The sequence below is a fragment of the Eleftheria terrae genome (assembly GCF_030419005.1).
Lineage (GTDB): Bacteria > Pseudomonadota > Gammaproteobacteria > Burkholderiales > Burkholderiaceae_C > Caldimonas > Caldimonas terrae.
In genome coordinates this window covers 4,037,684-4,059,520 of record NZ_CP106951.1, presented here as the reverse complement: position 1 = coordinate 4,059,520, position 21,837 = coordinate 4,037,684, and the positions used below count along the sequence as shown (strand labels likewise).

Genomic DNA, 21,837 nt, shown 5'->3' with positions numbered 1-21,837 from the left:
TGCCGGCGGGGCAGTTTCTTTTCACATCGGAAGAATGCGTCTCACGTGTCGGGACGGCTCCAGAGCCATGCCGCGATGCAGGCCATCACCGCTGGCAAGGCCAGCTTGAGCCACAGCGGCACCGGCAGGAAGGCCACCAGCGTGGCGCTGCCGGCCATGCCCAGGCTGGCCAGCCACTTGGCACGCCGCGGCACCGCGCCGTGCTCGCGCCAGCGGCAGATGGGCGGCCCCCAGACAGGGTGACGCAGCATGCGCTCCTCCAGCTCGGGCCAGCCACGGCCGGCGGCCCAGGCAGCAGCCAGCAGGAAGGGCACGGTGGGCATCACCGGCAGCACGATGCCAATGACGCCAAGCACGATGAGCAGGACTGCCAGCGCGCGCCACAGCAGGATGACGGTGTGCCTCAGCACGTGGTCCCCGCGGACAGCGATGCGGCCGGACAGGAGAGGGCAAGCAACATGGTGCCGGCCACGATAGCACGGCCATGGCGACCCGCGGCACGGCCCGGGATCGAGCGCGAGGGGCGGCCTGCCACCGCTCGGGACGGCCGGCCGGCGGCGGCCCTCATGCACCGCACCGGCGGGCCCGCGCTCAGGTGGGCCGGCCGGCGGGCCAGCCCTGCCAGGCGTGCATCAGCTCATGGGCTCGTGCCTGTGCGGCGGCATCTACCACCCGGCCGTCGAACTTGTCGATCGCGCACAGCACGCCGCCAGGGACGCGGCCCTTCTCGATGAGGCTTTCAGAGGCCGAGAAGAAGGTCCACCACATCGGCGTTTCCCGGATGAGCTCGATGCGGCCGAACACCTCGCCCCGATGAGCTTGTCGACGCAGCCGCGCAATCTCCCGGGCCGCCACCTCCTGCGCCAGCGACAGCGGCAGCTGCGGTTCGCGGTACTTGGCTTCCATGATGCGGCAGGCAACGCCGCTGGCCGCCAGGTCGCGAGCCACAGCGGCCGCCACTTCCAGCTCGACGCTGATGCCGACGAAGCCCGGCGGCAGGATGGGCTCGCTGCCACGCGGGATGCGGCGCGCGGCCAGGGTGGCGTCGATCAGCGGGAGCCGGTCTTCCGCCATCTTGTCCAGGAAAAGATCGAAGGGCATGCGGTGGAGGCAAAGATGAAAAGCCGGCACAGTGTATGCAGCCGACGTCGAGCGGTGCGGTGGCGCCTGACCGGCGATGGCTGGGCGCCACGGCGGGATGGACCGGTGGCGGGCCTCAGCCTGTATCGCCGGCAGGGCCCGGCCTGTCGCGCACGCAGAGGGCCGCCAGCAGCGCGAGCGCGGCAGCGCCGAGCATGAAGCCATGGGCAGCGTCATAGGCTGCCACGGGATAGGCCCGCACCCCCGCCCGCACGCTACCGGCCCAGTGCAGGTCCAGGATCCAGCCGTAGCCCGACTGGATGATCGAGGCGCCGAGGAAGACGCCGGTGTTCACCACGCTGACCGCCAGGCCGGCGGCGGCCACCGGCACCTCGTCCTTCGCTGCGCCATAGGTGAGCACGAAACCGCCGGCGGCTGCGCCCAGCAAGAAGCACAACACCGTGCTACCCGCGCCAGCGTCCAGCGGCACATGAACCAGCACCGCCAGCAGCCCGAGGTAGGCCAGCACGCTGCCCAGCAGGATCGGGCGGCGCTTGCCGAGCCGGTCGGACCAGGCCCCCAGGCAGAAGGACCCGGCGGCCAGCCCGAGCAGGCTGGCGGTGACCAGAAAAGCGCTGTCGCTGCGGCCCAGGCGATGCACGTCCTGCAGGAATGGCACGGCCCACAGGCCCGAGAGCGCGTAGTAGCTTCCCAGCATGCCCAGGTTGACGAAAAACACCGGCCACAGCCGGCGCCGCTTGAGCACCGAGGCCAGCGAGGGCAGCAGGCCGCCCCCCGCCCCCGGGGCGACCCGGGGCGGCCGGGCGAGGAAGGGGGCTTGCCGCTGCTCCGGCGCATTGCGCACCACCGCGGCGGCCACCGCGGCCAGCACCAGCGAGACGAGGCCGATGCCGATGAACACCCAGCGCCAGCTGTGCCGGTGCAGCAGGGCATCGAGCGGCGTGCCGGCCAGCACCGAGCCGAGGTTGCCGATCAGCAGCGTCAAGCCACTGATCAGGCCATATTGGGCGGGACGGGTCCAGGCCGCATTGCTCTTCATGAAACACACGAAGACCACCGACACCCCCAAGCCCACCAGAAAGCGCCCCAAGGTCGCCTGTGCGAAGGAGGAGGCGAGGCCGAAGGCGATGCTGCCAATGCCGGCCACCAGGTTGGCCAGGGTCAGCGTGATGCGGTTGCCGACCCGGTCGGCCAGCAGGCCGGACGGGATCTGCGTCAGCGCCGAGACGTAGTAGTAGGTTGCAGCGAGGGAGCCGAGCTCGGCCGCGGTGACGCCGAAGGCCGCCTTCAGGTCGGCTGAAACGACGGCCGGCGCCATGCGGTGGAAGTACACCCAGACATAGCTGGCGGCGAAGACCACAAAGATGCTCCACCGCTGCCAGGCCGTCGGGTCGGCGGTGCCAGTGGCGTCAAGGACGGTGCGGGTGCTCATGCGCGGGACCGGGCCGGGTCGTCACTCGTCGTGCACGGCTCAAGCTGCCATGGCGTCGGCCGGCACCCGGTAGAGCACCGGCTCGAAGGATGGCGCGGTACTGCAGACAAAGGCGGCTTCCGAGATCACGTCGCCCAGGTCGGCCAGCGCTGCCAGCGCGCCCGAGATCCCCACCGTCTTGTGCTGCAGGCTCGGCACCACATAGCTTTCAGCGGAGGCGCCGCCGCGGCTGGCGTTGTAGACCAGGATGCTCTGCGACATGCAGAAGCCGGCCTTCTCCATGTATTCCACCGGCAACTCGGCACTCATCTCGATGCAGCCGCCCTTCTCCACCGACGCCACCTGCAGGCCGCTCAGGAGGTTGGACAGGTAGGTCCTGGGCAAGGCCTCGCGCGGGCCGAGTACGGCGGCGTCGGGATGGTCGATGCGGTCCAGCCGGCCCTCGTGCTCCAGCATCAGCCGGGCGCAGGACAGGTCGTTCACCACGGGGCTCGCGGGGTACAGCCGCACATCGATGAGGCCCGGGCCGGCACGGCCGTTCAGGTGCCGCTCGTATTGCTCGGCATCGAGGCTGGTGGTGGTGATGAGGCAGCACAGCTCGCCCTCGCCGAGCAGGTGGGCGATCGACCCCCGGGCCTCCACCGTGTCGTCGTCGCCGGGCAGCACGAAGGTGTACATGCGGTTGACCCAGCGGTCGCCGCCGATCTTGGTGAGGTTGACCTGCTCGTAGGGCGCGATGTCGGCCAGGCGCATCATCTCTCGCGGCAGTACCAGGCCTTCGGCGATGCCATCGTCGGGGAACGGGGTGGAGCGGGTGATCCTGAGGTTGTGCAGGCAACTCCGCTTGACGCGATAGTGGTTCATGTCCGTCCTTTCGACGTGGAGGGGGAAGGCAGCGCCGGCCCCTCTGCACGCGCGGCGCCGCGGCATGCGGACGCCGGCGCTTGCTGCAGCAGGGCCGCGCCGAGGAGCCGGGCACCCGCCCGGCAGCCGGCCGTGAAGTCGAAGAAGCCACCGAAGTCACGGGAGGCGAAGCGGTTGGTGAAGTACAGGCCGGCAAGCGTGGATTCGAAGCGCTCGTTCAGCACCGGGTAGCCGCCCACCGTGTCCAGGGCCGGCAGCAGGCCGCCGCGCTCAAGGAAGCCGAGCCGCCGCACCTCGGTCCGGTAGCCGGTCGCCAGGATCACCTGGTGCACCGGCAAGCGTTGCCCGCTGCTCAACGAGACGACCACCTGGCCACTGATGCCCGGCTCTGCGCCCACCACCTCGGTGCAGGGCCACAGCTGCACCTCGGGGCGCGCGATGCGGGGTGCCAGCCAGGGCTCGAGCCGACCCCGGCCGATGGCCCACATGCGTCCGGCGATGTCTTGCTTCTCGGCCTCCGGAAGGCGGCGATACCAGCCGGGACAGGCCTCCAGCCGCGCCAGCAAGGGGTCGACCCAGCGCCAGTCGGCCGCCTCGAAGGCGGGGCTGGGATGCCGGTGGCAGACATGGACCTCGGCGGCACCCGCCTCGGCCGCCAGCGCGGCCCATTCGAAGGCACTCTGCCGGCCGCCGACGATGAGCAGCGACCGGCCGGCGAACGGAGCGAAGTCCACCGTGTCCTGTGCATGGCAGAACGGGTGCCCCTTCAGCAAGGCGGCATGGGCCTCGTCGAGATGGCGGCACGCGCCGAAGGCGGTGGCCACCACCACCTGCTCGGCCTGCAGTTCCCGGCCGTCCTCGAAACGCGCCAGAAAGCGGCAGCGACCGCGTGTCTCGCGCTCCAGGCACTGCAGCCGCGCCGGCCGCGCGCGGATGCCTTGTTGCCGAGCGAACCAGTCGGCATAGCCCAGGTAGTCGGCCAGCGCGATGGGATCGCCGGCGCCGCGAGGTGGGCCGCCCCGGGTGTCGAAATAGGCAAGCAAGGTGTGGTCGCCTTGCGGGTCCAGGTGCCACTCGGCGGTGGAGCGCAGTTGCATGCCGGCGGGCATGTGGCGGCGCCAGAACCCCATCGGCTCGCCGACCAGCACATGGTCCAGGCGGTGCGCCTTGCAATAGGCAGCGAGCGACAGGCCATAAGGCCCGGCGCCGACGATCAAGGTGGCGGTGCGGTCGTGCGGCATGTCGGTCTCCGTCCGGCCAAGGTGCACCGCCCGAGGCGGCCGCCTTCGCCTGCCCGGGCCAGCCCGGGGGATGAGGGAGGAGGTCCTTGACGCAGCGCTGCACGACCTGGAACGACGGCTCACTGCACGTGGCGCAGCGCTCGCTGGCCCGAGCCGACATGGTAGGACGCGGCGCCCGCAGCGGCGCCTCTCCCTACCGGGGACGTTCGCAGCTGACCCGCGGGGCCGCGAAGGCCTATAGTGCTGGCCCCGCGATCACGCGGGATGGGCTGGCGCCAGGTGTTCCAGCATCAGGCGGGCCACTGCCTCGCCCTGCTCTTCGAGCAGCCAGTGCGAGGCGCCCTGCAGCACCTCGAAGCGATAGGGACCCGCCACATGCGAAGCGGTGCCCTGCGCAGCCGCCCGCCCCAGCGCCTGGTCGGCCGATCCCCAGACATACAGCGTGGGCACCTTCACCGGGCCCACATGGCGACCCCGCTCGGCGGCGCGATACCAGTTGAGGCCGCCGGTCAGGGCGCCGGGCTCGCGCATGCGCGCGACGTTGCGCTGCACCTGTTCGGCGGACAGCTTGCCGCGGTAGGCATCCCGCATGGCGCGGGCATCGAAGGCCAGCAGCAGCCGCTCCGCCAGCGGCAGGCGCAGCCGGAACAGGAGCATGTAGAGCGACATGCGCCGCTGCTCCCGGTCGTGCTTCAGCGCCTGCCGGAAGGCGTCGGGGTGCGGCGTGGACAGCACGGTCAGCGTGTGCAGGCGCTCGGGATGCGCCGCGGCCAGCGCCCAGGCGACCGCGCCGCCCCAGTCGTGGCCGGCCAGGTGGAAGCGCGGCGCGCCCAGGGCATCGGCCCAGCGCAAGACGTCGCTCACCAGCAGGTTGACGCTGTAGGCCTTGACGTCCGCCGGCCGCGCCCGGGGCGAATAGCCGCGCTGGTCCACCGCCACCACCCGCCAGCCGGCAGCGGCCAGCTTCGGCATGACGCCGCTCCAGGCATCGGCGAACTGGGGAAAGCCGTGCAGGCACAACAGCAGCGGCCCGTCGGCCGGCCCACAGGCCAAGGCGTCAAAGATCAGGCCGTTGGCCTTCAGTTGCAGGGTCTCGAAGGGAGCCACGACATCTCCTGGTTCACGCTCGGGCAGCCGGCACCTCACGCCGGGGCTGCGGCCCTGCATCTTGCTTGAACCCGGTGCCGCTGCCAACGCCCGCCTGCCTCGCCGCCCGGCTTTGCGCCGCCACCCCTCGGCCAGCAGCGCCGCTTGGCAGGCGCTACAGTGCCGCCCACAAGGAGCATGACGATGACAAGCGAAACGGCAGCGGCGCAGGGCAGTGGTCTGCTGCAGGGACCGGCCGCGCTCGGGCGCTGGCTGCGTGAAGGTGTCCGCGCCGCGGTGTGGCGGCAGCCGCAGTGGCAGGGCTTGCCGGCCGGGCCGGCCTGGCTGGCCGGCTTCGGCCTGGCAGGGCTGCCCATCGTGCTGCTGCTCGACTGGCTCTACCTGCCCGGACCGGGCCGGCTCGATCCGCAGGCAGCCGCGGAAGGCTGGCTGTCGGTCCTGCTGCTCGCCTGGGCCTGCCGGCTGGCCCGCCGCGGGCCGGCGCCGGGCGGCGACGCCGAGCCAGCCCCCGGCACGGCGCAGCTGATTTGCATGGCGCTGCTGGTCGCGCACCTGGCCAGCCTGGCCTGGGGATTGTTGTCGGTGGCGCTGCTGCGCGGCGGCGTGGATGGCGAAGGGCGCCTGGGGGCCTGGGCACCATGGGCCCTCTGGGTGGCCCCCGGCGTCTGGACCGTGCTGGCGCAGTGGCTGCTGCTGTGGCGCGAGGGCACCCGCCGGGCCTTGCCACGGGCGGTGGCCTCGCTCGCGCTCGCGGCCGCCGCGGCGCTGCCCTACCTGCTACCGGCCACGCCCCTGTGGCAGGCGGTGGACGATGCGCCGGCCGATGCCCCGGCTGCCGAGCCGCTCGCCCTCACCCAGGACGTGATCGAGGGACAAGCCGAGTTGCTGACGCGCCAGTTGCAGGCCCTGCCGCGGCAGCGGCCGGGCGTGGTGGACGTCTATGCCATCGGCTTCGCCCCGTATGGCGAGGAGGACGTGTTCCGGCGCGAGACCGAGCTGGTGAGCACCGTCATGGCACAGCGCTTCGACGCCACCGGCCGCACGCTGCAGCTGGTGAACCACCCGCAGACGGCGCGGGCGCTGGCCTGGGCCACGCCGCTCAACCTGCAGCGCGCGATCCGCCACATCGCCACGCTGATGGACCGGGACGAGGATGTGCTGTTCCTGCATCTCACCTCGCACGGTGCGCGCGACGGCGAGCTGGCCACCAGCCTCTGGCCGCTGAGCCTGGAGCCGGTGACGCCGGACGACCTGAAGGCCTGGCTGGACGAGGCGGGCGTGCGCTGGCGCATCGTCTCCATCTCGGCCTGCTACTCCGGCAGCTGGATCGCACCGCTGGCCGGCGACGAGACGCTGGTGATGACCGCCGCCGATGCCGAGCACACCTCCTACGGCTGCGGACGGCTGTCGGAGCTCACCTTCTTCGGCCGCGCCCTGTACGACGAACAGCTGCGCCGCGACACCTTGTCCTTCGAGACGGCCCACGCCCGCGCACGCGACCTCATCCGCCAGCGCGAGCAGGAGGCGGGCAAGACGGACGGCTATTCCAACCCGCAGATCGCGATGGGCAGCGCGATGCGGGCGCGGCTGGAGCGGCTGCAACGGCAACTGCAGGAGGGCGGCGCGCCGGCCGGCGCCGCCTCACGCTGACGCCACTGCCCGGCGGTGGCTGCGGCGGCGCAGCAACGCCACGCCGGTGACGGCATAGCAGCCGCCGACATTGCCCAGCGACATCAGGGTGTAGCCGAGGTCCCGGCTCACCAGGTGGGCATAGAGCAGCGACACGGTGGCCGAGGCGCACCACACGCCCCAGGTGCACAGCGAGACATCGGCGGCGCCGCTGCGGCTGCGCCAGACCGAGCGCAGCTGCGGCAGGTAGGCCGCCACCAGCACGATGCCGAATGCCGCATAAAGCGCACTGAGGACGCCGACCACACTGATTCTCCTGGCGAATGGCGGGCCGCCCGGGCCCAAGACGATGACGCTCGCCAGTGTGCTGCGGCGGCCCGAAGCTCGAACGCCGGAAAAGCGCCGGCCGCCGGGTGCAACTCCGCGCCGCGGGACCCGCCCGCCCCCCCGGCCGGCCGCGCCGATCAACCGGCCGGCGCCGTTCCCCATCCGCCCAGCCGGCCCGCCTCGCCGGCACGACGGCGGCCGACCAGCCATTGCCCGGCCTCGAACACCGCCTGCGTCAGCACCGCCAGCAGCGCGGCTGGCGCTGCCCCGGACAGCAGGGCGGCATGGTCGTTGAGGGCCAGCCCGGTGACGATGCGCTCGCCGAAGCCGCCGGCGCCGATGAAGGCGGCGATGGTGGCAGTGCCCACCGTGATCACCGCGGCCGTCTTGATGCCAGCCACGATCACCGGGGCGGCCAGCGGCAGGTCGATGCTGCGCCAGCGCTGCGCCGGCGTCAGCCCCAGGGCGGTGCCGGCCTCGCGCAGGCCGGCGGGCACCTGGCACAGGCCCGTGGTGGTGTTGCGCACGATGGGCAGCAGGGCATAGAGGCTCAACGCCACCAGCGCCGGCAGCGTGCCGATGCGCCCCATCAGCGGGATCAGCACCGCAAACAGCGCCAGCGAGGGCACTGTCTGCAGCAGCCCGACCACCGCCATCACCGGTTGCTCCAGCCGCGGCAGTGCGGCGGCTGCCGCACCGAGCGGAATGCCCACCAGCGTGGCCACTGCCACCGCCACCACCACCAGCAGCACATGCTGGCGCGCCAGCCGGCCCAGGTCATCGGCCAGCAGCCGCTCGACGAATCCGGCCGGCGCCGGCGCTGCCGGCGCGGCGGCGGCCGGGCGGCCGGCAGACAGGAACTGGCGGGCGATGGCGGCGAACGACTGGCCACGCAGCTCGGCCTGGCCATTCATTGCGATCATGGCCGCCTCGTCGATGCGGCCCTGCAGCCCGGCGATCGCTTGCCACGCCGCTGGAAAGCGGCGCGCCGCATCGAGCCGGTAGAGCAGCACAGCGTCGTAGCGGGGAAAGAACTGCAGGTCGTCATTCAGCACGGTGAGCTGCAGCTCGGCGATCTTGGCGTCCGTGGTGTAGATGTCGGTGGCGGCGATACGACCACTGCCCAGCGCCTGGTAGGCAATGCCGTGGTCGATGCCGGTCGGGCGCTGTGGCAAGCCGTATCGCGCCGCCAGGCCGGGCCAGCCGTCGGCGCGGCCGAGGAACTCATGCGACAGGCCCAGCTCCAGTCCCTCGTGTGAGCGCAGGTCGCTGATGTCGGCAATGCCCAGCCGGCTCGCCTCGGCGGCGCGCATGGCCAGTGCATAGCCGTTGGAGAAGCCCAGCGGCACCGCCACGCCCAGGCCCATGCCGGCCAGCCGTGCCCGCATCGACTCGATGTCGGTGGGCCGCTCATTCTTGAGGATCTCGCTGTCCAGGGTGCCGAGGTACTCGGGATAGACGTCGATCGCGCCCGCCTTCAGTGCCTCGAATACCACCGCGGTGTTGCCCAGGCCCTGCCTGTGCTCGGCGGGGCTGTGCTGGCGCGCTGTCTGGGTGACGATCTCGGCCAGGATGTAAGACTCGGTGAAGCGCTTGGAGCCCACCACCAGGCGGTCTTCCGCGGCGCCGGCGGTGACGGTTGCCACGGCTGCGGCCAACGCTGCCAGCAGCCGCAGCCACCGCGCCAGTGCCTGCAAGGCCGGCGCCGCCCGGCGGGCGCTGCCGCCCGCGTATGCGATGTGCATGATGTCTGCCCTTCCTGTTTCATGTTGTGCCGTTCGGAGGCAAGCAGCTCTCCCGGCCGTCGGCCGATGCAGCATCGGCGGCGGCGCGGCGGGGAGCCACCGGCATCGCCCGAGGAAAGTGGAAGGCGGCCTGCCAGGCAGCTCGCTGCCAGGCGCTCGCCCGTCCGTGCATCGTGCACGACCTGGCGCACTTCTGCACGCGCTTCACCAAACCTCGCGGCGCGGCGCGTCGCCGGATCCGGGCCTTCGGTGGCCGTCCGCGGATCGTCGGCAGAACGCCGGCACCGGCTCTGGCCGCCAAGCGATGGCGGCGGCCCTGCCTCGAAGGCAGCCGTCCCGTGGGGCAGGCAGCCCTGTTGCGTTGGCGCGGTGGGCTGGTGGGGCTGTGCTGTGCTGGTGGGGCTGTGCTGGCGGGGGGCAGCGCCTCGCCTGTCCCCGGCTGGCATTCGCCGCGGTGTGGCGACTGCACGGCAGGTGGCCGATGCCCGGCGGCCGTGGCGGCAGTTCAGCGACAGGACGTGCGGCCTGGCGCCGTCGGTGCCGGACTGCGCCATCCAGGAGGCCCGCGCAGACCGTCACCGGCGGCCAGGATGCCGGCCATGGGCGGCCGCGGCCTCGCCCGAATGGCGCGCCGGATGCTGACCTGCCTCAGGACAGCTGCGGCGCCCGCGCGCTGAGCCGGAAGATGCGCGGCGTGGCACCGGTGTAGCGGTGGAAGACCCCGGTGAAATGCCCTTGGGTGCGGAATCCCACCCGGGCAGCCACGTCGATCAGCGGCAGCTCGCTCTCGGCCAGCAACTCCTTGGCCCGCTCGATGCGCTTCATCAGCACGAAGAGGTGGGGCGGCTGGCCGGTGGCCTGCTTGAACATGCGAGCGAAGTGGTAGGGACTCAGGTGGGCTTCCGCCGCCAGCTGCTCCACGCGGATCGGTTCGTTGAGGTGCTGCATCACGAAGGCGCGCACCCGGTTGAGCTTGTGCAGCGGCAACCCGCCGCACACCGCCTGCGCCGGCGCCGCGCAGGTGTAGAGCCGGGCCAGGTGAATGGCAAGCACACCGGCCAGCGACTGCAGGTAGGCGGTGCTCAGGCTGCGACCACTGCGGCGGTCACCGTGCAGCGCATTGCCGATCTCGCGGATGAAGGGGTCCGGCACCGCATAGCGCGGCGCCAGCGCCAGGGCCTGCACGCCCAGGGCGGCGCTGGCCTGCTCCTGGCAGAAGGCCGGATCGAGGCTGAGCACCAGCGTTTCCGACGGATGTTGTGCCTGCAGCGTGTGGGCCTCGCGCGGGGGCAGGATGGACACCAGAGGCGCACGCACGAAGGCCGTACGCAGCCGGCCACTGCCGGTCCGGTAGCACGTCACCAGGGTGGCGTTCTCGCCGGGAATGAGGATCTCGATGGTGTCGCGGACACGGTCGTTGTCCTGGCTTTGTTCCAGGCAACGCACATCCATGCCTTCACAGTGCCCGCTCCAGGTTGCCGCCTCGCGGCGCTGCGAGGGAGAGGGGCACCAAGCCGTTTCGTTGCTCATCAACACTGTGGGTCCTGCCTGCTGGGGTTGTGCATCGATGAAAGATAAAAGTGCCCATGAGATGTGACAATTGCACTTTGGTCTATGTCGAGCCGTGGGCACTGCCCTGCAGCGCCAGTGCGTGGTGCACCTCCGCCAGCAGGTCGTCACCCAGGAAAGGCTTGTGCAGGAAGGCCGCTGCGCCGCAGCGGCAGGCTTGTTCACACAGCCGCCCGTCGGCGTCCGCCTCCGCGGTGACGAACACCACCGGCAGCCGCCGGCCCATTCGATGCAGGTGTTGCTGCAGTTCGAGGCCGCTCATGCCGGGCAGCCGTATATCGAGCACCAGGCAGCCCAGGCCGCTGGTGTTGGCGCCAAGGAAATCTTCGGCCGAAGCGAAGCCGGTGGTCGGCAAGCCTGCCGAGCGCAACAGTCCTGCAATCGATTCCCTCAGGGCCAGCTCGTCGTCCACGACGGCGACCCAGGGTGGCTGTCCCCGTGTGAGCATGCCCTTGAGCCCCGCTACTTGCCGAAGTTTCAGGGTAGCCGCCCGCGCGACGGGTCGCTATTACACCTGGAGATAAGGCATCTACACCATCGCAACCGATGGAGCCGGCTCAGAAGCCGCCGGGCATCGCGCGCTCGACCATGCGCACCAGCTCGGCCAGCGAACCGGCACCCATCTTCTCCATGATGTGGCGGCGATGGACCTTGACGGTGATCTCGCTGATGTCGAGTTCGGCGGCCGTCTGCTTGTTGAGCCGGCCTTTCACGATGAGCGCCAGCACCTCGCGTTCACGCCCGGTCAGGGACGCCAGGCGGCAGTGGATGTCAGCCACCCGGGCGCGCTGCTGGCGCGCATGGGCCTCGCGTTCGAGCGCGAAGCGGATGGCGTCGAGCAGGTCCTGGTCCCTGAAGGGCTTGGGCAGGAACTCGGTGGCACCGGCCTTCATCGCCCGCACGCTCATCGGGATGTCGCCATGCCCGGTCATGAAGATGATGGGCAGGGACTGGCCGCTCTCGGCCAGTTCGCGCTGCAGGTCCAGCCCGCTCTGCCCGGGCAGCCGCACGTCGAGCACCAGGCAGGCCGGTGCGTCGGGCAGCGGCCGGCACAGGAAGCCGTGGGCATCGGCAAAGGTCTCGACCCGCAGGCCGACGGAGCGGATCAGCGAACTCAGGCCCTCGCGCATCGACGGGTCGTCGTCCACCACGAAGACGATGGCAGCGGCGTCGCTCATGCGGTCCTCCGTTGCCGGTGCGGCCGGCAGACGCCTCGGCGCTGCAATGCCTTCGTGCACCCGCATGCCGCCGGCCCGGCCGGTGTCGCGCTGCCCCATGCTGGCCATGGATGGCTCATCGGCGGGTCTCCATCGGCTTCACCGCCGGCAGCTGCAGGACCAGGCAGGCACCGCCTTGCGCGCGGGGCAGCGCCTGCAACCGGCCGCCATGGGCCTCAGCGATCGAGCGGCTGATCACCAGGCCGAGGCCGAGGTGACCTGGCTTGGTGGTGTAGAAGGGTTCGAAGATGCGATCGCACTGGGCCGGCTCGAGGCCGATGCCGTTGTCACGCACTTCCAGCCGCACACTGCCCTCGGCCTCGGCCACGGTGAGGAGGTGAAGGCGGCCATGGAGACCGGCAGGCCGCGTGGCGTCCACTGCGTTCGACATCAGTTGCATCAACAACTGCTGTAGAAGAGCGCGCGCTCCACACACCTGCGGCAATCCGGCTGCCGCGTCGATGGTCCATTTCATGCCGGGCACCGCGGCCGAGTCATGCGCCAAGGCCACGGTCTCCTGCACCAGCAGGTTGAGGTCGAGCGGCTCCAGGGACGGCGGTGCCTGTCTGACGAAATCGCGCAGGCGAGCCAGCTCCTCGCCGGCCCGGCGGGCTTCCCGAGTGAGGCGCTTCAGCGCCTCGCCTGCCTCGGTCGCGTCGGGCACCGGCGCGGACAGCCAACGGCCGCATGCGCCGGCATTGACCACGATGGCAGCCAGAGGCTGGTTCACCTCATGGGCCACGTGGGCGAGCAGCTCGGCCATGGCCACGCGGCAGCCCGCCTGCATCGCCTCGCTTCGCTGCGCATCGAGTGCGGCCCGGGCCTGCCGCCGCGGCGTGGTGTCCTCGACACGCACCACCATCGGGGGCGCCCTGCCCGGGGCGCCGGGCAGCAGGGAGAGCGCCATCTCCACCCACAGGGCCGTGCCGTCATGGCGGCGCAGGCAGTAGTCGGCGCGGTGCTCGGTGCACCGTCCTTCGACGACGGCCGCCAGGCCGCGCTGCAAGTCGGCCCGGTCGTCCTCGGCCAGCCACTGGTGCAGGCGCTGCGCCAGCAGGTCGGCCTCACTGCAGGCCAGCAGGCGCCGCAGGCCGGGACTCGAGGCCAGCCATTGCCCATCAAGCCGGCACACGCCCATGCCAAAGGGCGCCTGACTGCAAACCGTCAGCCAGGCCTCTGCGGCGGGCCAGGCCCCGTGGTCAGCCGCGGCCTCCGATGCCGCTGGCGAGCGCCTCGGCCGGGCCGTGCGCAGTTCACGCAGCAAGGCACGCGCACTGGGTCGCAGCAAGGGCACCGCCGCCACGCTGGCCAGTGCGCTGAACGCCGCCACCAGTCGCAGGCCACCGGACAGTCCATCGCTCGGCCCCCACAGCGTCGCCAGATGGGCCGCGCCGCTGCTGGCGATCAACAGGCCACCCAGCCAGGCAAGCGCAGGCGGTATCGGCGGTCGGCCCTGGGCGGCCAGCACGACCAGCATGCCGCACATGAAAAAATTGCTCGCCCCGAGGACCGCCTCGGCGCCGCTGTCGAGCCAGTGGCTCGCATGTGCGCCGAGATGGCCATCCAGCCACTCCGGCAGGCCGAGAAGGCCCGCTGCGGCCAGCACGGCTGCGGACAAGGCGATGGCCTTTGCCAACCGGGCAGCCGAGCGGCGCCCACCCAAATCGGTCAACGGAGCAAAGTGCAGGGGCTGCATCGGCTCCCATCCTTTCGATGTTGTCCCGCTCATCGGACGTCGTACTGCGATGGCGTGGCAAATACGCTAGGGCAAGCGGCATGTCGCCGTCGCGGATGGAAATGCAGGGCCTCTCCAGCCGATCAGGCTGCCGCGAAGCTAGGTTGCAAACGGCGCGCCCGGCGCCGGGCCGCACAGCGAAGTCAGGGGGCATGCACCGCCGCGGCGAACCGCGCTCGCGCACTGTCGCTCACGCCTCGAGATGGCGAGCCGCCGCGCTCAGCAGGTCACCGAGCTCGAAGGGCTTCACCAGCACCTCGTCCATGCCGGCCTGGGTGCAGAGCGCGGTTTCGTCGGGCATCGCGCTGGCGGTCAAGGCCACCAGGGGGAGATGAGGCAGGCCCAGCTGCCCCTCGCGTTCGCGAATGAGACGGGCCACCTCCAGGCCGCTCATCTGTGGCATGTGGTAGTCCATGAAGGCCATGTCGAAGCCACCAGCCTGCAGTGCCGCGAGCGCCTCGGCGCCGTCGCGCGCCACCACCACTTCATGTCCACCGGAGGCGAGCACCGCCTCGGCCAGCAGGGCGCTGGCCTGGTCATCGTCTGCGACCAAGATACGGGATGCGCGTCTTGGAGATTGGTCCATCTGGGCTCCTGCCATGCATGGTCGAACTTACCTCATCGGCCATGGGCCTCCTAGCCGGCAAGGGGCGCTCCCTTCGATTTATATGGTTTCATTTCCCCCGGCTGGTGGGAATAGACTCCGAAGAGCCGCCTTGCGGTATTGCCCTGATTGGATGTGCCGCCATGTATCGCAGCGGGATGCCCTACCTCCTGTGCGAGGAGCTCACCGAGGCGTTACGCCGTCGGGTGCCGGAAGCCCATGGCAAGGGGCTGCGCTGCTTCTTCTCCTACGAAGGGGTACTGCCGGTGGCTCGCGGGCCAGCCAGCATCGTGCATGACATTGCCGACCGGCTGCTGGCCAATGCCATTGCCAACACCTTTGCCGGGGCGATCTTCTTCGCCGCCGAGGTGCGCAGCATCTCGGTGGACCTGTGCCGCATCACGCTCACCGTGTCGGACACCGGCATTGGCCGCAGTGCCGATCCGCCGGCCGCGCCGGACGCGCCGGACGCGGGAGCCAGCCTGCCCGCGGCCGACGTACCCACCGCGGCGATGAGCGCCGAAGGCCACCTCGGCGTCGCGCGCTCGCTGCTCGAAGCGGTGGCGGGCAGCATCGAAGTGCATGACCATCCGGGCCAGGGCTCGGTCATCCTTGCCGATTGGACCGTGCCCTGCCTGGCCCCCATCCACGAAGTGACGCAGAACCTGGCCGGTGGCGCGCAGGCCTGGCTGGTGGGCCGGCTGCCCGAGACCTACGAGCTGCTGAGCCGCAACCTGCAACGCCTGGGCTGGAGCATCCGCACGCTGTCGAGCTGCGAGGAAGCCCACGCGCTGCTGGCCGGGCGCCCCCCGAAGGCCTGCCCGGCCCTGGTGATCGGCACCGAGGAATTCGGCGTGGAGCTGGCAGCGCTGGCCGGCCTGCGCAACGTGCTGCCGACGAGCACCCGGCTGGTGCTGCAGGTGCATGCGACATCGGGCACCACCTGGCAGGCGCGCTGGCCCGACGTGGAGGTCTGCATCGCTCCGCTCAGCCCGGCCCAGCTGGTGCACATGACCTACATCGCGCGGCATGGCGCCGAGGAACCGCGGCCGCACAGCGACACCCAACCCGCCGCGCTGACCTTCGCCAGCCGCCCCTGCGTGCTGGTGGTGGACGACAACCCGGTCAACCGCGAGCTCGCGGTGCAGATGCTGCAGGTGCTGGGCTTCGAGGCCGAGGCGGTGGACGACGGCTTGCAGGCCATCACCGCCTGCGCGCACCATCCCCCCTTTGCCGTGCTGATGGACGTGCAGATGCCCCGCATGGACGGCCTCGAGGCCTGCCGCCGCATCCGCAGCCTGCAGGCCGATGGCACGCTGGCGCGCTTCCCCATCATCGCGGCCACCACCCAGAGCAGCCAGCTGGACCGCACGGCCTGCGAGGCCGCCGGCATGGACGGCTTCATCACCAAGCCGCTCGACCTGCGCAGCATGGGCGAGGAAATCCGCCGGGTGGTCCACTACGGTGCGGCGCTGGGCTGAGCCGGCACCACGACGCCCCGATGCCGGCCTCGTCGTGGACGCGGCGGCCGCACCGCCGCGGGCCGCCCCGCTGGCCCGGCATGCGCCCCATGGGCACCGCACCGGCGCATGACATGTCGACCGCATCGGTGTGCCGCGCGACCGGTCGCCGCACCAGGTCGGTCGGCAGTTGAGGTCCCGGCCCTCCGCTCGCTCGGTGACCGCCGGCAGACAAGCGGCGGCAGTGCGGTCCCTGCACTGCCCCTGCGGCAGGAACGCCGACAACCGGTCCGCCACGAGCCCGCTGCCCCGGGTCGGCCGTCCTGCACCGGGGCGTGGTGACCGTGCAGCGCGTCTAGCGCGGCGAGGCGACGTCCATCGTCCAGTAGCGCCCATAGTCGGAGCTGCTGGATTCGGCACAGGCCAGGGCCACTTCCTGGTAGTTGCCCATCAGGTTGGCGCAGTGCCCATCGCTCTTCATCCAGGCCTCCACCACTGCCGCCACGCTGTCCTGACCGGCCGCGATGTTCTCGGCTGCACCGGACCAGCGGTAGCCCGCCGCCTCGATGCGCTGGGTGAAGCTGCGGCCGTCCCGGCTGGTGTGGGAGAAGTAGTTGTGGGTGGCCATGTCGCGCGAGTGGCCGTCGGCGGCGGCGGCCAGGCGGGTGTTCCACCTGAGCGGCTGTGCCGGCCCGAAGCGGCCTGCCGAGCCACAGCTGGCGCCGGCGGCACGGCGCTGGTTGATCAGGCGCAGCGCATCGGCCTGCAGGCTGGCCAGCTTGCAACCCGGCGGGTTGGGCGGCTCCGGCGGCTGGCTGCCGGCCAGCGCGGGGAAATCGGTGCGCGCCTGCTGGTATTGGGCATCGCGCTCGGCAGGCCATCCGAAGGCGGTGGTGGCCAACGGCTTGAGGTCCTGCCCGGCAGCCGCGCTCATGAAGAGGATGTATTCGCCCCAGTTCATCTCGCGGCTGTAGCTGTCGCCCTCGTGCGGGAAGTGCTGCTTGAGCAGGGCATGGAAGCGGGCCATCACCCGCGCTCCGCCATGGTCGCGCCACAGCGGGTGGAGCCAGTCGCGGAACCAGTGGGCGCCAGCGCGCGGATAGCCGTTCTCGTCGGCCACCGCCGCGGCGGCCTTCTGGTAGCGAGCCGCCTCGTCGGCCATGCCGAGGGCGACATAGCTGTCGTAGACATAGAACGGCAGCGCCCGGTTCCTGGCCAGCACGCGAGCGGCAGGCTGGCCGCGATGACCGCCGGCCAGGGCCTCGACCAGGCGTGCCGCGGTGCGGGTGGCGACGTCGTACTGCGCCGCGCTCCAGTCGTGCGCGCCGAGGTCGATGACGTTGCGCCCACCGTGCGAGCGGTCATGCACGGTGGCATGGTGACCTCCGAAGTACTTGCCCTGGTGCAGCACCACGTAGAGCCGGTCACCGGCCAGCCGGGTGCCGCTGCCGCCGTAGGTCTTCTGCTGGTACTGCCACAGGCGGGTCAGGTAGGGCAGCAGCCACTTGGCGGAGTCGGCAGGCACGGCAGGATCGAAGTACAGCGCGACGCTGTCGTTGTGGGCCACCAGCTGGAGGCTGTCGCGATGCTCGAGCCAGTTTTCCTTCCAGGTGGCGGGCGGCGCCGGCAGGGCCGCTGCCGCCGCCTGGGCCACGGGTGGGCTGCAGTAGGCGGTGGCCTGCCACAGCTCGGGAGCCAAGGGTGGCGCCGCGTCCAGCCCCGCGGCCAGGACGTGTGGCACCCGGGCGGTGTAGAGGCTGCCCTGCCAGCGAACCACGTCGCCGGCCCGGTAGCGGCCCTGGCCGGACCACAGCGGACAGTCGCCGGTATCAGCCGCTGGCGCAGCTGCATCGGGCGACTCGGCGCGGATGGCCGAGATGCGCTCGGTGGCCGGCGCCCCGCTGTCGTCCTGCTGCTGGGCGCCGGCCGTCGCGCTGCTGCCGTCGGCCCCTCCGCCGCCGCAGCCGGCCAGGGCGGCGGCAAGCGACACGACAAGGGACAGGGCAAGGAAACGCGCGGGAATGCGCGAAGGCATGGGCATGACAGCTCCTCCTGGTGAATGGCGACAACCGGGAGACAGCTCGATGCCGCAGCCGCCAGCACGCGCCAGGGCGAGCCCCGCGCCGCCGGCCGCCGCTCATTTACCGCATGGCGACCACCCCCTCGGACCGGCACCGATTGTGCAAGTGAGTACCTGCCATCATCTGCAGGTCCAGACGCAAGAAGATGCGTGGGGATGAAACGATGTTGTCGAGGAGCAAGGTGTCCTCAGCCCCCGGCGGCAGGCGCATGACCGGGCCGGCAGCCGGGGCAGGTGCCGTAGAGCGCCAGCCGGTGCTCGGTGAGGCGGTAGCCGCGGGCGGCCGCGACCGCCTCCTGGCGGGCCTCGATGACATCGTCCCGGAATTCGTCGACCCGGCCGCAGCTCAGGCAGACGAGGTGGTCATGGTGCTCGTCCTCCTTGAGCTCGAACACCGTCTTGCCCGGCTCGAAGACGGAGCGCGACAGCACGCCGGCCGCCTCGAGCTGCGTCAACACGCGGTAGATGGTGCCGATCGCCACGTCGCTGCCCTGCTCCATCAGCCGGCGGTAGATGTCCTCGGCGCTCAGGTGGCGGGTGCTGCTGCCGTGGATGGCGCCCAGCACCCGCAGCCGCGGCGCGGTCACCTTCAGGCCCAGCTTCTTCAACTCGGCATCGTGCATGGGCGGCTCACCTCGGGCGGTGGGCCCCAAGGGGCACCAGGGCCGGAAACTGCGCCGACAGCCGGGGGCCGGCATGGCTGCCCTGCAGGGCACGCCACATCGGGGCACACCAGGCGTTGAGCGCATCGGCCAGCCGGGTCGGCGGCAAGGGTGGCGCGGCTGCAGCCAGCGCGCGGGCCAGGGTGTCGGCCCGCCCTGCTTCGCGCTCGGCACGGGCCTGCCAGCTGCGGCAGGCCCGCTCCAGGTCCGACACCCGCTGCTGCAGCGCCTGGGCCTGCCGGGCCAGGGCGGCGCGGGCCGGCAGCCCGGGCACGGCCGCCTGCAGGGCAGCCAGGTCGTCACGTGCCGCAGCCAGGGCCGACTCCTGCACGATGAGCTGTGCGCGCAGCCGGATCAGGTGGGCTTCCAGCCAGTCCTGCCCCTGCGAAGCAGGCGACCGGCCCGGCGAGGCGGGAGGGAGCGTGGGCCTCATCGGCGCGCCCCTCAATGCAGACCGCCGGCCGACGCCGCCGCAGTGGCCGCGGCCGCTTCGCCGGCAGGCGGCAGCAGGTGGTCCAGCCGGTGCTGCGCCTGCTCCACCACCGCCAGCAGCGCCCGGAAGGCAGGCAGGTCGAAGCGCAGCGTCATGTACTGCAGTGACAAATGCACCTGGCCGCAATCGGGGCACAGGCTGACGTGGCCGACCTCGCCATCGGCGAGCGGAAGGAGTTGGCAAGCGGCATGTTTCATCGGGAATCCGTCCAGCTGTAGCGCAAGCAAGTGTGGGAAGCCGGCCGAAACACCGGGCCAGCAACGAAAGGTCGCGACCACTCTAATGCGATTGATTCGCATTTACAAGCATTTTGCCTGCGGACCTGGGGGAACTGCCGGGCGGGACGGGCTCAGCGGCAGCGCCTCCGCGGTCGGCGATCCGGTGATTTCCGCCACGGCCGCAGCCGCCCGGCGGGGTGGGCGGCGCTTCATAATCGCGCCCCATGCATGGGCTGCACCTCACCGCCGACCTCCTCGACTGCCCTGCCGGCATGGCGGCCATGACGCAGGTGCAGGCGCTGCGCGAGCTCTGCGTGGCCGAGGTGAAGGCCGCCGGCCTGCAGCCGGTGGGCGAGTTGTTCCATGCCTTCGAGCCGGCCGGCGTGCACGGGCAACCGGGCGGCATCACCGGGGTGGTCTTGCTGGCGGAGTCGCACCTGGCGGTGCACACCTGGCCGGAGCTGGGCGGGGTGACGCTGGACGTCTATGTGTGCAACTTCGGCGCCGACAACCGCGGCCGGGCCGAAGCGCTGATGCAGGCCCTGCTGGCCGCTTTCCGCCCCGGGCGGGTGGACCGCCAAGGGCTGGAGCGAGGCCGCTGGCCAGTGGCCGCCGTCGCGGCGGCCTGACGCTCCGCTTCCAAGGCCCGCGCAAGCTCAGCCCGGGCACCGGCCCACCGGCATGGCGCGGCCGGCATTGCAGCCGTGGCGCGCCGCCGCGAGGTCATGACACGCGCCGCGAGCGCAACTCGCCCGCCAGCCGACCAGCCACCCGCACACCCCAGGTGTACGCTTCCTCGAACACGGAATAGGCCGACAGGTCGGCATGCGCGAAGCGCACCCGACCCGCCGCCCGGCCCAGCGCCTGCAAGGCGGCGCTGCCGCGCAGGCCGGGCACCGGCACGCTCATCGCATGGCCCCAGCGCATCAGGTCGGCACGCCGCAGCTTGGTGGGCAGGTCGGGGTGCACCACCGCCAGGTCGGCCACCACGCGGGCGGCCCAGGCGGCGGCGCTGTCCTGCAGCAGCGCGCTGCGCTGCGCGATCGGCAGTGCCCAGTAGACCGTCAGCACGGTCGGGCCGGCATGCGGGCGCAGGCTCTGGTGCATCGCGTCCACATAGCCCAGGGCGCGCGGGTCGCCACCATGGCGCACATTGTCCCAGGAGGGTGGCGCGTCGCGGCGGCGGCCCTGTAGCGGCTCGTCCAGCTGCAGGTTGCTCACCAGCCAGGGGGCATGGCGCTGCTGGCGAACGGCCTCGACGAGGCCCGAGGGCGCCTGGGCAAGCAGGCGTGCGGCGATGAACAGCGGGGTGGCCATCACCACATGGCCGGCGGTCCAGTCCTCGGCCTGCTGGCGCGCCTCGTCCCAGGCCAGCACCCTCACCTCGTGGCGCGACTCGCTCACGCGCAGCACGGTGCGGCCGGCTTGCAGGCGGTCGGGCAGCGCCTGGGCGAGGCGCTCGGTCAGCCAGGCATTGCCCTGCGGCCAGGTCAGGACCGGCTCGCGCTCCACCTCGCCGTCGCCCGGCACATGGAAGCCGTGCCGGCTCGCGAAGTAGTGCAAGCCGGCCCAGGCCGACACCACCGCAAGGCCACCGCCGTAGTCGTCCCGGCAGCAGTAGTCGAGGTACCAGCGCAGGCGGGCATCGTCGAGGCCCTCGGCCTGCAGCCATTGCTCGAAGGTCTGCCGGTCGAGCGCGTCATGGCCGGCCTGCCAGCCGGACCCCAGGGTCGGCATGGCAAAGCGCAGCTCGGCACCGAGCTCGCGCAGCCGCTGCGCGAAGCGGCGGTACTGGGCGAGCGTCGGGGAGCCGGCCGGCGCGGGCGGCAGCAGGCCGTCGACCCAGGCACCGTCGATGAACAGCCGCTCCTGCGGGCTATGGCAGAGGTGGCGCTCGTCATAGACGGTGCGGCCCGCCTGCTGGCGCGACAGGCCGAGCGCCTCCAGCAGCTCGGCCACCTCGCGGGCATCGGGCCCGGGCAGCGGCAGGTAGTGGGCGCCAAGCGGGCAGGCCATGCCGGACATCCGGTGTGCACGGCTGTTGCCGCCAGCGTGGTCCTCCAGCTCCAGCAGGTGCACGTCGTCGATGCCGGCCTGCACCAGCGTGCGGGCCGCCGCCAGCCCCGCCACCCCGCCGCCAACCACCAGCACGGAGGCCCGCCGCTGTACCGCCGCGGCCGGCCAGCCGCCGGCCGGGCCCGGCGAGCGCAGCCGGTGCCCACGCTCGGCCGAGGCGCCGACCCAGGTGGCCGGATAGCCGGGCGCGTCTTTCGACGGCGCGCAGCCGAGCGGCCCGGCCGCCAGCGCGGCGCCGCCCAGGGCCAGGCAGGCACGGCGGCTCAGCCGGGGCATG

21 protein-coding genes are annotated in these 21,837 nt (G+C 71.7%); 3 read left to right on the top strand and 18 right to left on the bottom strand.

From position 1 onward, the window contains the following. Positions 1-41 precede the first annotated feature (41 nt). From N7L95_RS18045 to N7L95_RS18020, 6 genes are all read right to left on the bottom strand, one after another. On the bottom strand, positions 42-410 hold the full coding sequence (locus N7L95_RS18045) for a YbaN family protein (protein WP_301256632.1): 369 nt from the start codon (positions 408-410) through the stop codon (positions 42-44). 181 nt (positions 411-591) lie between these two features. Further along, positions 592-1,101 (bottom strand): hypothetical protein, encoded by a 510-nt coding sequence (locus N7L95_RS18040; protein WP_301256631.1) that lies wholly within the window; start codon positions 1,099-1,101, stop codon positions 592-594. Positions 1,102-1,216: 115 nt separating this feature from the next. Continuing rightward, positions 1,217-2,533: an MFS transporter gene (locus tag N7L95_RS18035; RefSeq protein ID WP_301256630.1), complete on the bottom strand. Its 1,317-nt coding sequence runs from the start codon at positions 2,531-2,533 to the stop codon at positions 1,217-1,219. A gap of 39 nt (positions 2,534-2,572) precedes the next feature. Beyond that, positions 2,573-3,397: a hypothetical protein gene (locus N7L95_RS18030; RefSeq protein WP_301256629.1), complete on the bottom strand. Its 825-nt coding sequence runs from the start codon at positions 3,395-3,397 to the stop codon at positions 2,573-2,575. Continuing rightward, entirely contained in the window at positions 3,394-4,638 is a 1,245-nt protein-coding gene (locus tag N7L95_RS18025) for an NAD(P)-binding domain-containing protein (protein ID WP_301256628.1), read from the bottom strand. The genes N7L95_RS18030 and N7L95_RS18025 overlap by 4 nt, the downstream gene beginning before the upstream one ends. A gap of 255 nt (positions 4,639-4,893) precedes the next feature. Beyond that, the gene (locus tag N7L95_RS18020; RefSeq protein WP_301256627.1) at positions 4,894-5,745 is read right to left on the bottom strand and encodes an alpha/beta fold hydrolase; all 852 of its coding nucleotides are present in this window, start codon (positions 5,743-5,745) and stop codon (positions 4,894-4,896) included. Between the two features lie 183 nt (positions 5,746-5,928). Between N7L95_RS18020 and N7L95_RS18015 the strand changes: the two genes are divergently transcribed. Continuing rightward, entirely contained in the window at positions 5,929-7,395 is a 1,467-nt protein-coding gene (locus N7L95_RS18015) for a C13 family peptidase (RefSeq protein ID WP_301256626.1), read from the top strand. Here the strand turns inward: N7L95_RS18015 and N7L95_RS18010 are convergent. From N7L95_RS18010 to N7L95_RS17980, 7 genes are all read right to left on the bottom strand, one after another. After that, positions 7,387-7,680: a hypothetical protein gene (locus tag N7L95_RS18010; RefSeq protein WP_301256625.1), complete on the bottom strand. Its 294-nt coding sequence runs from the start codon at positions 7,678-7,680 to the stop codon at positions 7,387-7,389. The two genes, N7L95_RS18015 and N7L95_RS18010, sit on opposite strands and share 9 nt — an antisense overlap. 158 nt (positions 7,681-7,838) lie before the next feature. Beyond that, positions 7,839-9,446: an ABC transporter permease/substrate-binding protein gene (locus tag N7L95_RS18005; RefSeq protein ID WP_301256624.1), complete on the bottom strand. Its 1,608-nt coding sequence runs from the start codon at positions 9,444-9,446 to the stop codon at positions 7,839-7,841. Positions 9,447-10,094: 648 nt separating this feature from the next. Further along, positions 10,095-10,898, bottom strand: coding sequence for an AraC family transcriptional regulator (locus tag N7L95_RS18000; protein ID WP_301256623.1), 804 nt, complete (start codon positions 10,896-10,898; stop codon positions 10,095-10,097). 160 nt (positions 10,899-11,058) lie between these two features. Further along, a complete protein-coding gene (locus N7L95_RS17995) occupies positions 11,059-11,463 on the bottom strand; it encodes a response regulator transcription factor (protein ID WP_301256622.1) in 405 nt (134 codons plus the stop codon). A 109-nt stretch (positions 11,464-11,572) separates the two neighbouring features. Next, positions 11,573-12,193 (bottom strand): response regulator transcription factor, encoded by a 621-nt coding sequence (locus N7L95_RS17990; protein WP_301260180.1) that lies wholly within the window; start codon positions 12,191-12,193, stop codon positions 11,573-11,575. A 115-nt stretch (positions 12,194-12,308) separates the two neighbouring features. Continuing rightward, entirely contained in the window at positions 12,309-13,928 is a 1,620-nt protein-coding gene (locus N7L95_RS17985) for a sensor histidine kinase (protein ID WP_301256621.1), read from the bottom strand. Positions 13,929-14,157: 229 nt separating this feature from the next. Beyond that, positions 14,158-14,520: a response regulator gene (locus N7L95_RS17980; protein ID WP_301256620.1), complete on the bottom strand. Its 363-nt coding sequence runs from the start codon at positions 14,518-14,520 to the stop codon at positions 14,158-14,160. A 194-nt stretch (positions 14,521-14,714) separates the two neighbouring features. Between N7L95_RS17980 and N7L95_RS17975 the strand changes: the two genes are divergently transcribed. Further along, positions 14,715-16,052, top strand: a complete 1,338-nt coding sequence (locus tag N7L95_RS17975; protein WP_301256619.1) for a response regulator — start codon at positions 14,715-14,717, stop codon at positions 16,050-16,052. A 334-nt stretch (positions 16,053-16,386) separates the two neighbouring features. Here the strand turns inward: N7L95_RS17975 and N7L95_RS17970 are convergent, their stop codons facing one another. The 4 genes from N7L95_RS17970 to N7L95_RS17955 all read right to left on the bottom strand — a co-directional run bounded on the left by N7L95_RS17970 (position 16,387) and on the right by N7L95_RS17955 (position 19,463). Continuing rightward, complete coding sequence (locus N7L95_RS17970) at positions 16,387-18,072, bottom strand: CAP domain-containing protein (protein WP_301256618.1); 1,686 nt, start codon at positions 18,070-18,072, stop codon at positions 16,387-16,389. Positions 18,073-18,299: 227 nt separating this feature from the next. Next, positions 18,300-18,734: a ferric iron uptake transcriptional regulator gene (fur, locus tag N7L95_RS17965; RefSeq protein ID WP_301256617.1), complete on the bottom strand. Its 435-nt coding sequence runs from the start codon at positions 18,732-18,734 to the stop codon at positions 18,300-18,302. A gap of 7 nt (positions 18,735-18,741) precedes the next feature. After that, positions 18,742-19,206, bottom strand: coding sequence for a hypothetical protein (locus N7L95_RS17960; RefSeq protein ID WP_301256616.1), 465 nt, complete (start codon positions 19,204-19,206; stop codon positions 18,742-18,744). 11 nt (positions 19,207-19,217) lie between these two features. After that, a complete protein-coding gene (locus tag N7L95_RS17955; RefSeq protein WP_301256615.1) occupies positions 19,218-19,463 on the bottom strand; it encodes a hypothetical protein in 246 nt (81 codons plus the stop codon). 245 nt (positions 19,464-19,708) lie between these two features. On the opposite strand from N7L95_RS17955, the gene speD reads away from it, so the two are divergent. Then, positions 19,709-20,113, top strand: a complete 405-nt coding sequence (gene speD / locus N7L95_RS17950) for an adenosylmethionine decarboxylase (RefSeq protein WP_301256614.1) — start codon at positions 19,709-19,711, stop codon at positions 20,111-20,113. Positions 20,114-20,207: 94 nt separating this feature from the next. Here the strand turns inward: speD and N7L95_RS17945 are convergent, their stop codons facing one another. Then, positions 20,208-21,836: an FAD-dependent oxidoreductase gene (locus tag N7L95_RS17945; RefSeq protein WP_301256613.1), complete on the bottom strand. Its 1,629-nt coding sequence runs from the start codon at positions 21,834-21,836 to the stop codon at positions 20,208-20,210. Between the last annotated feature and the right edge of the window lies 1 nt (position 21,837).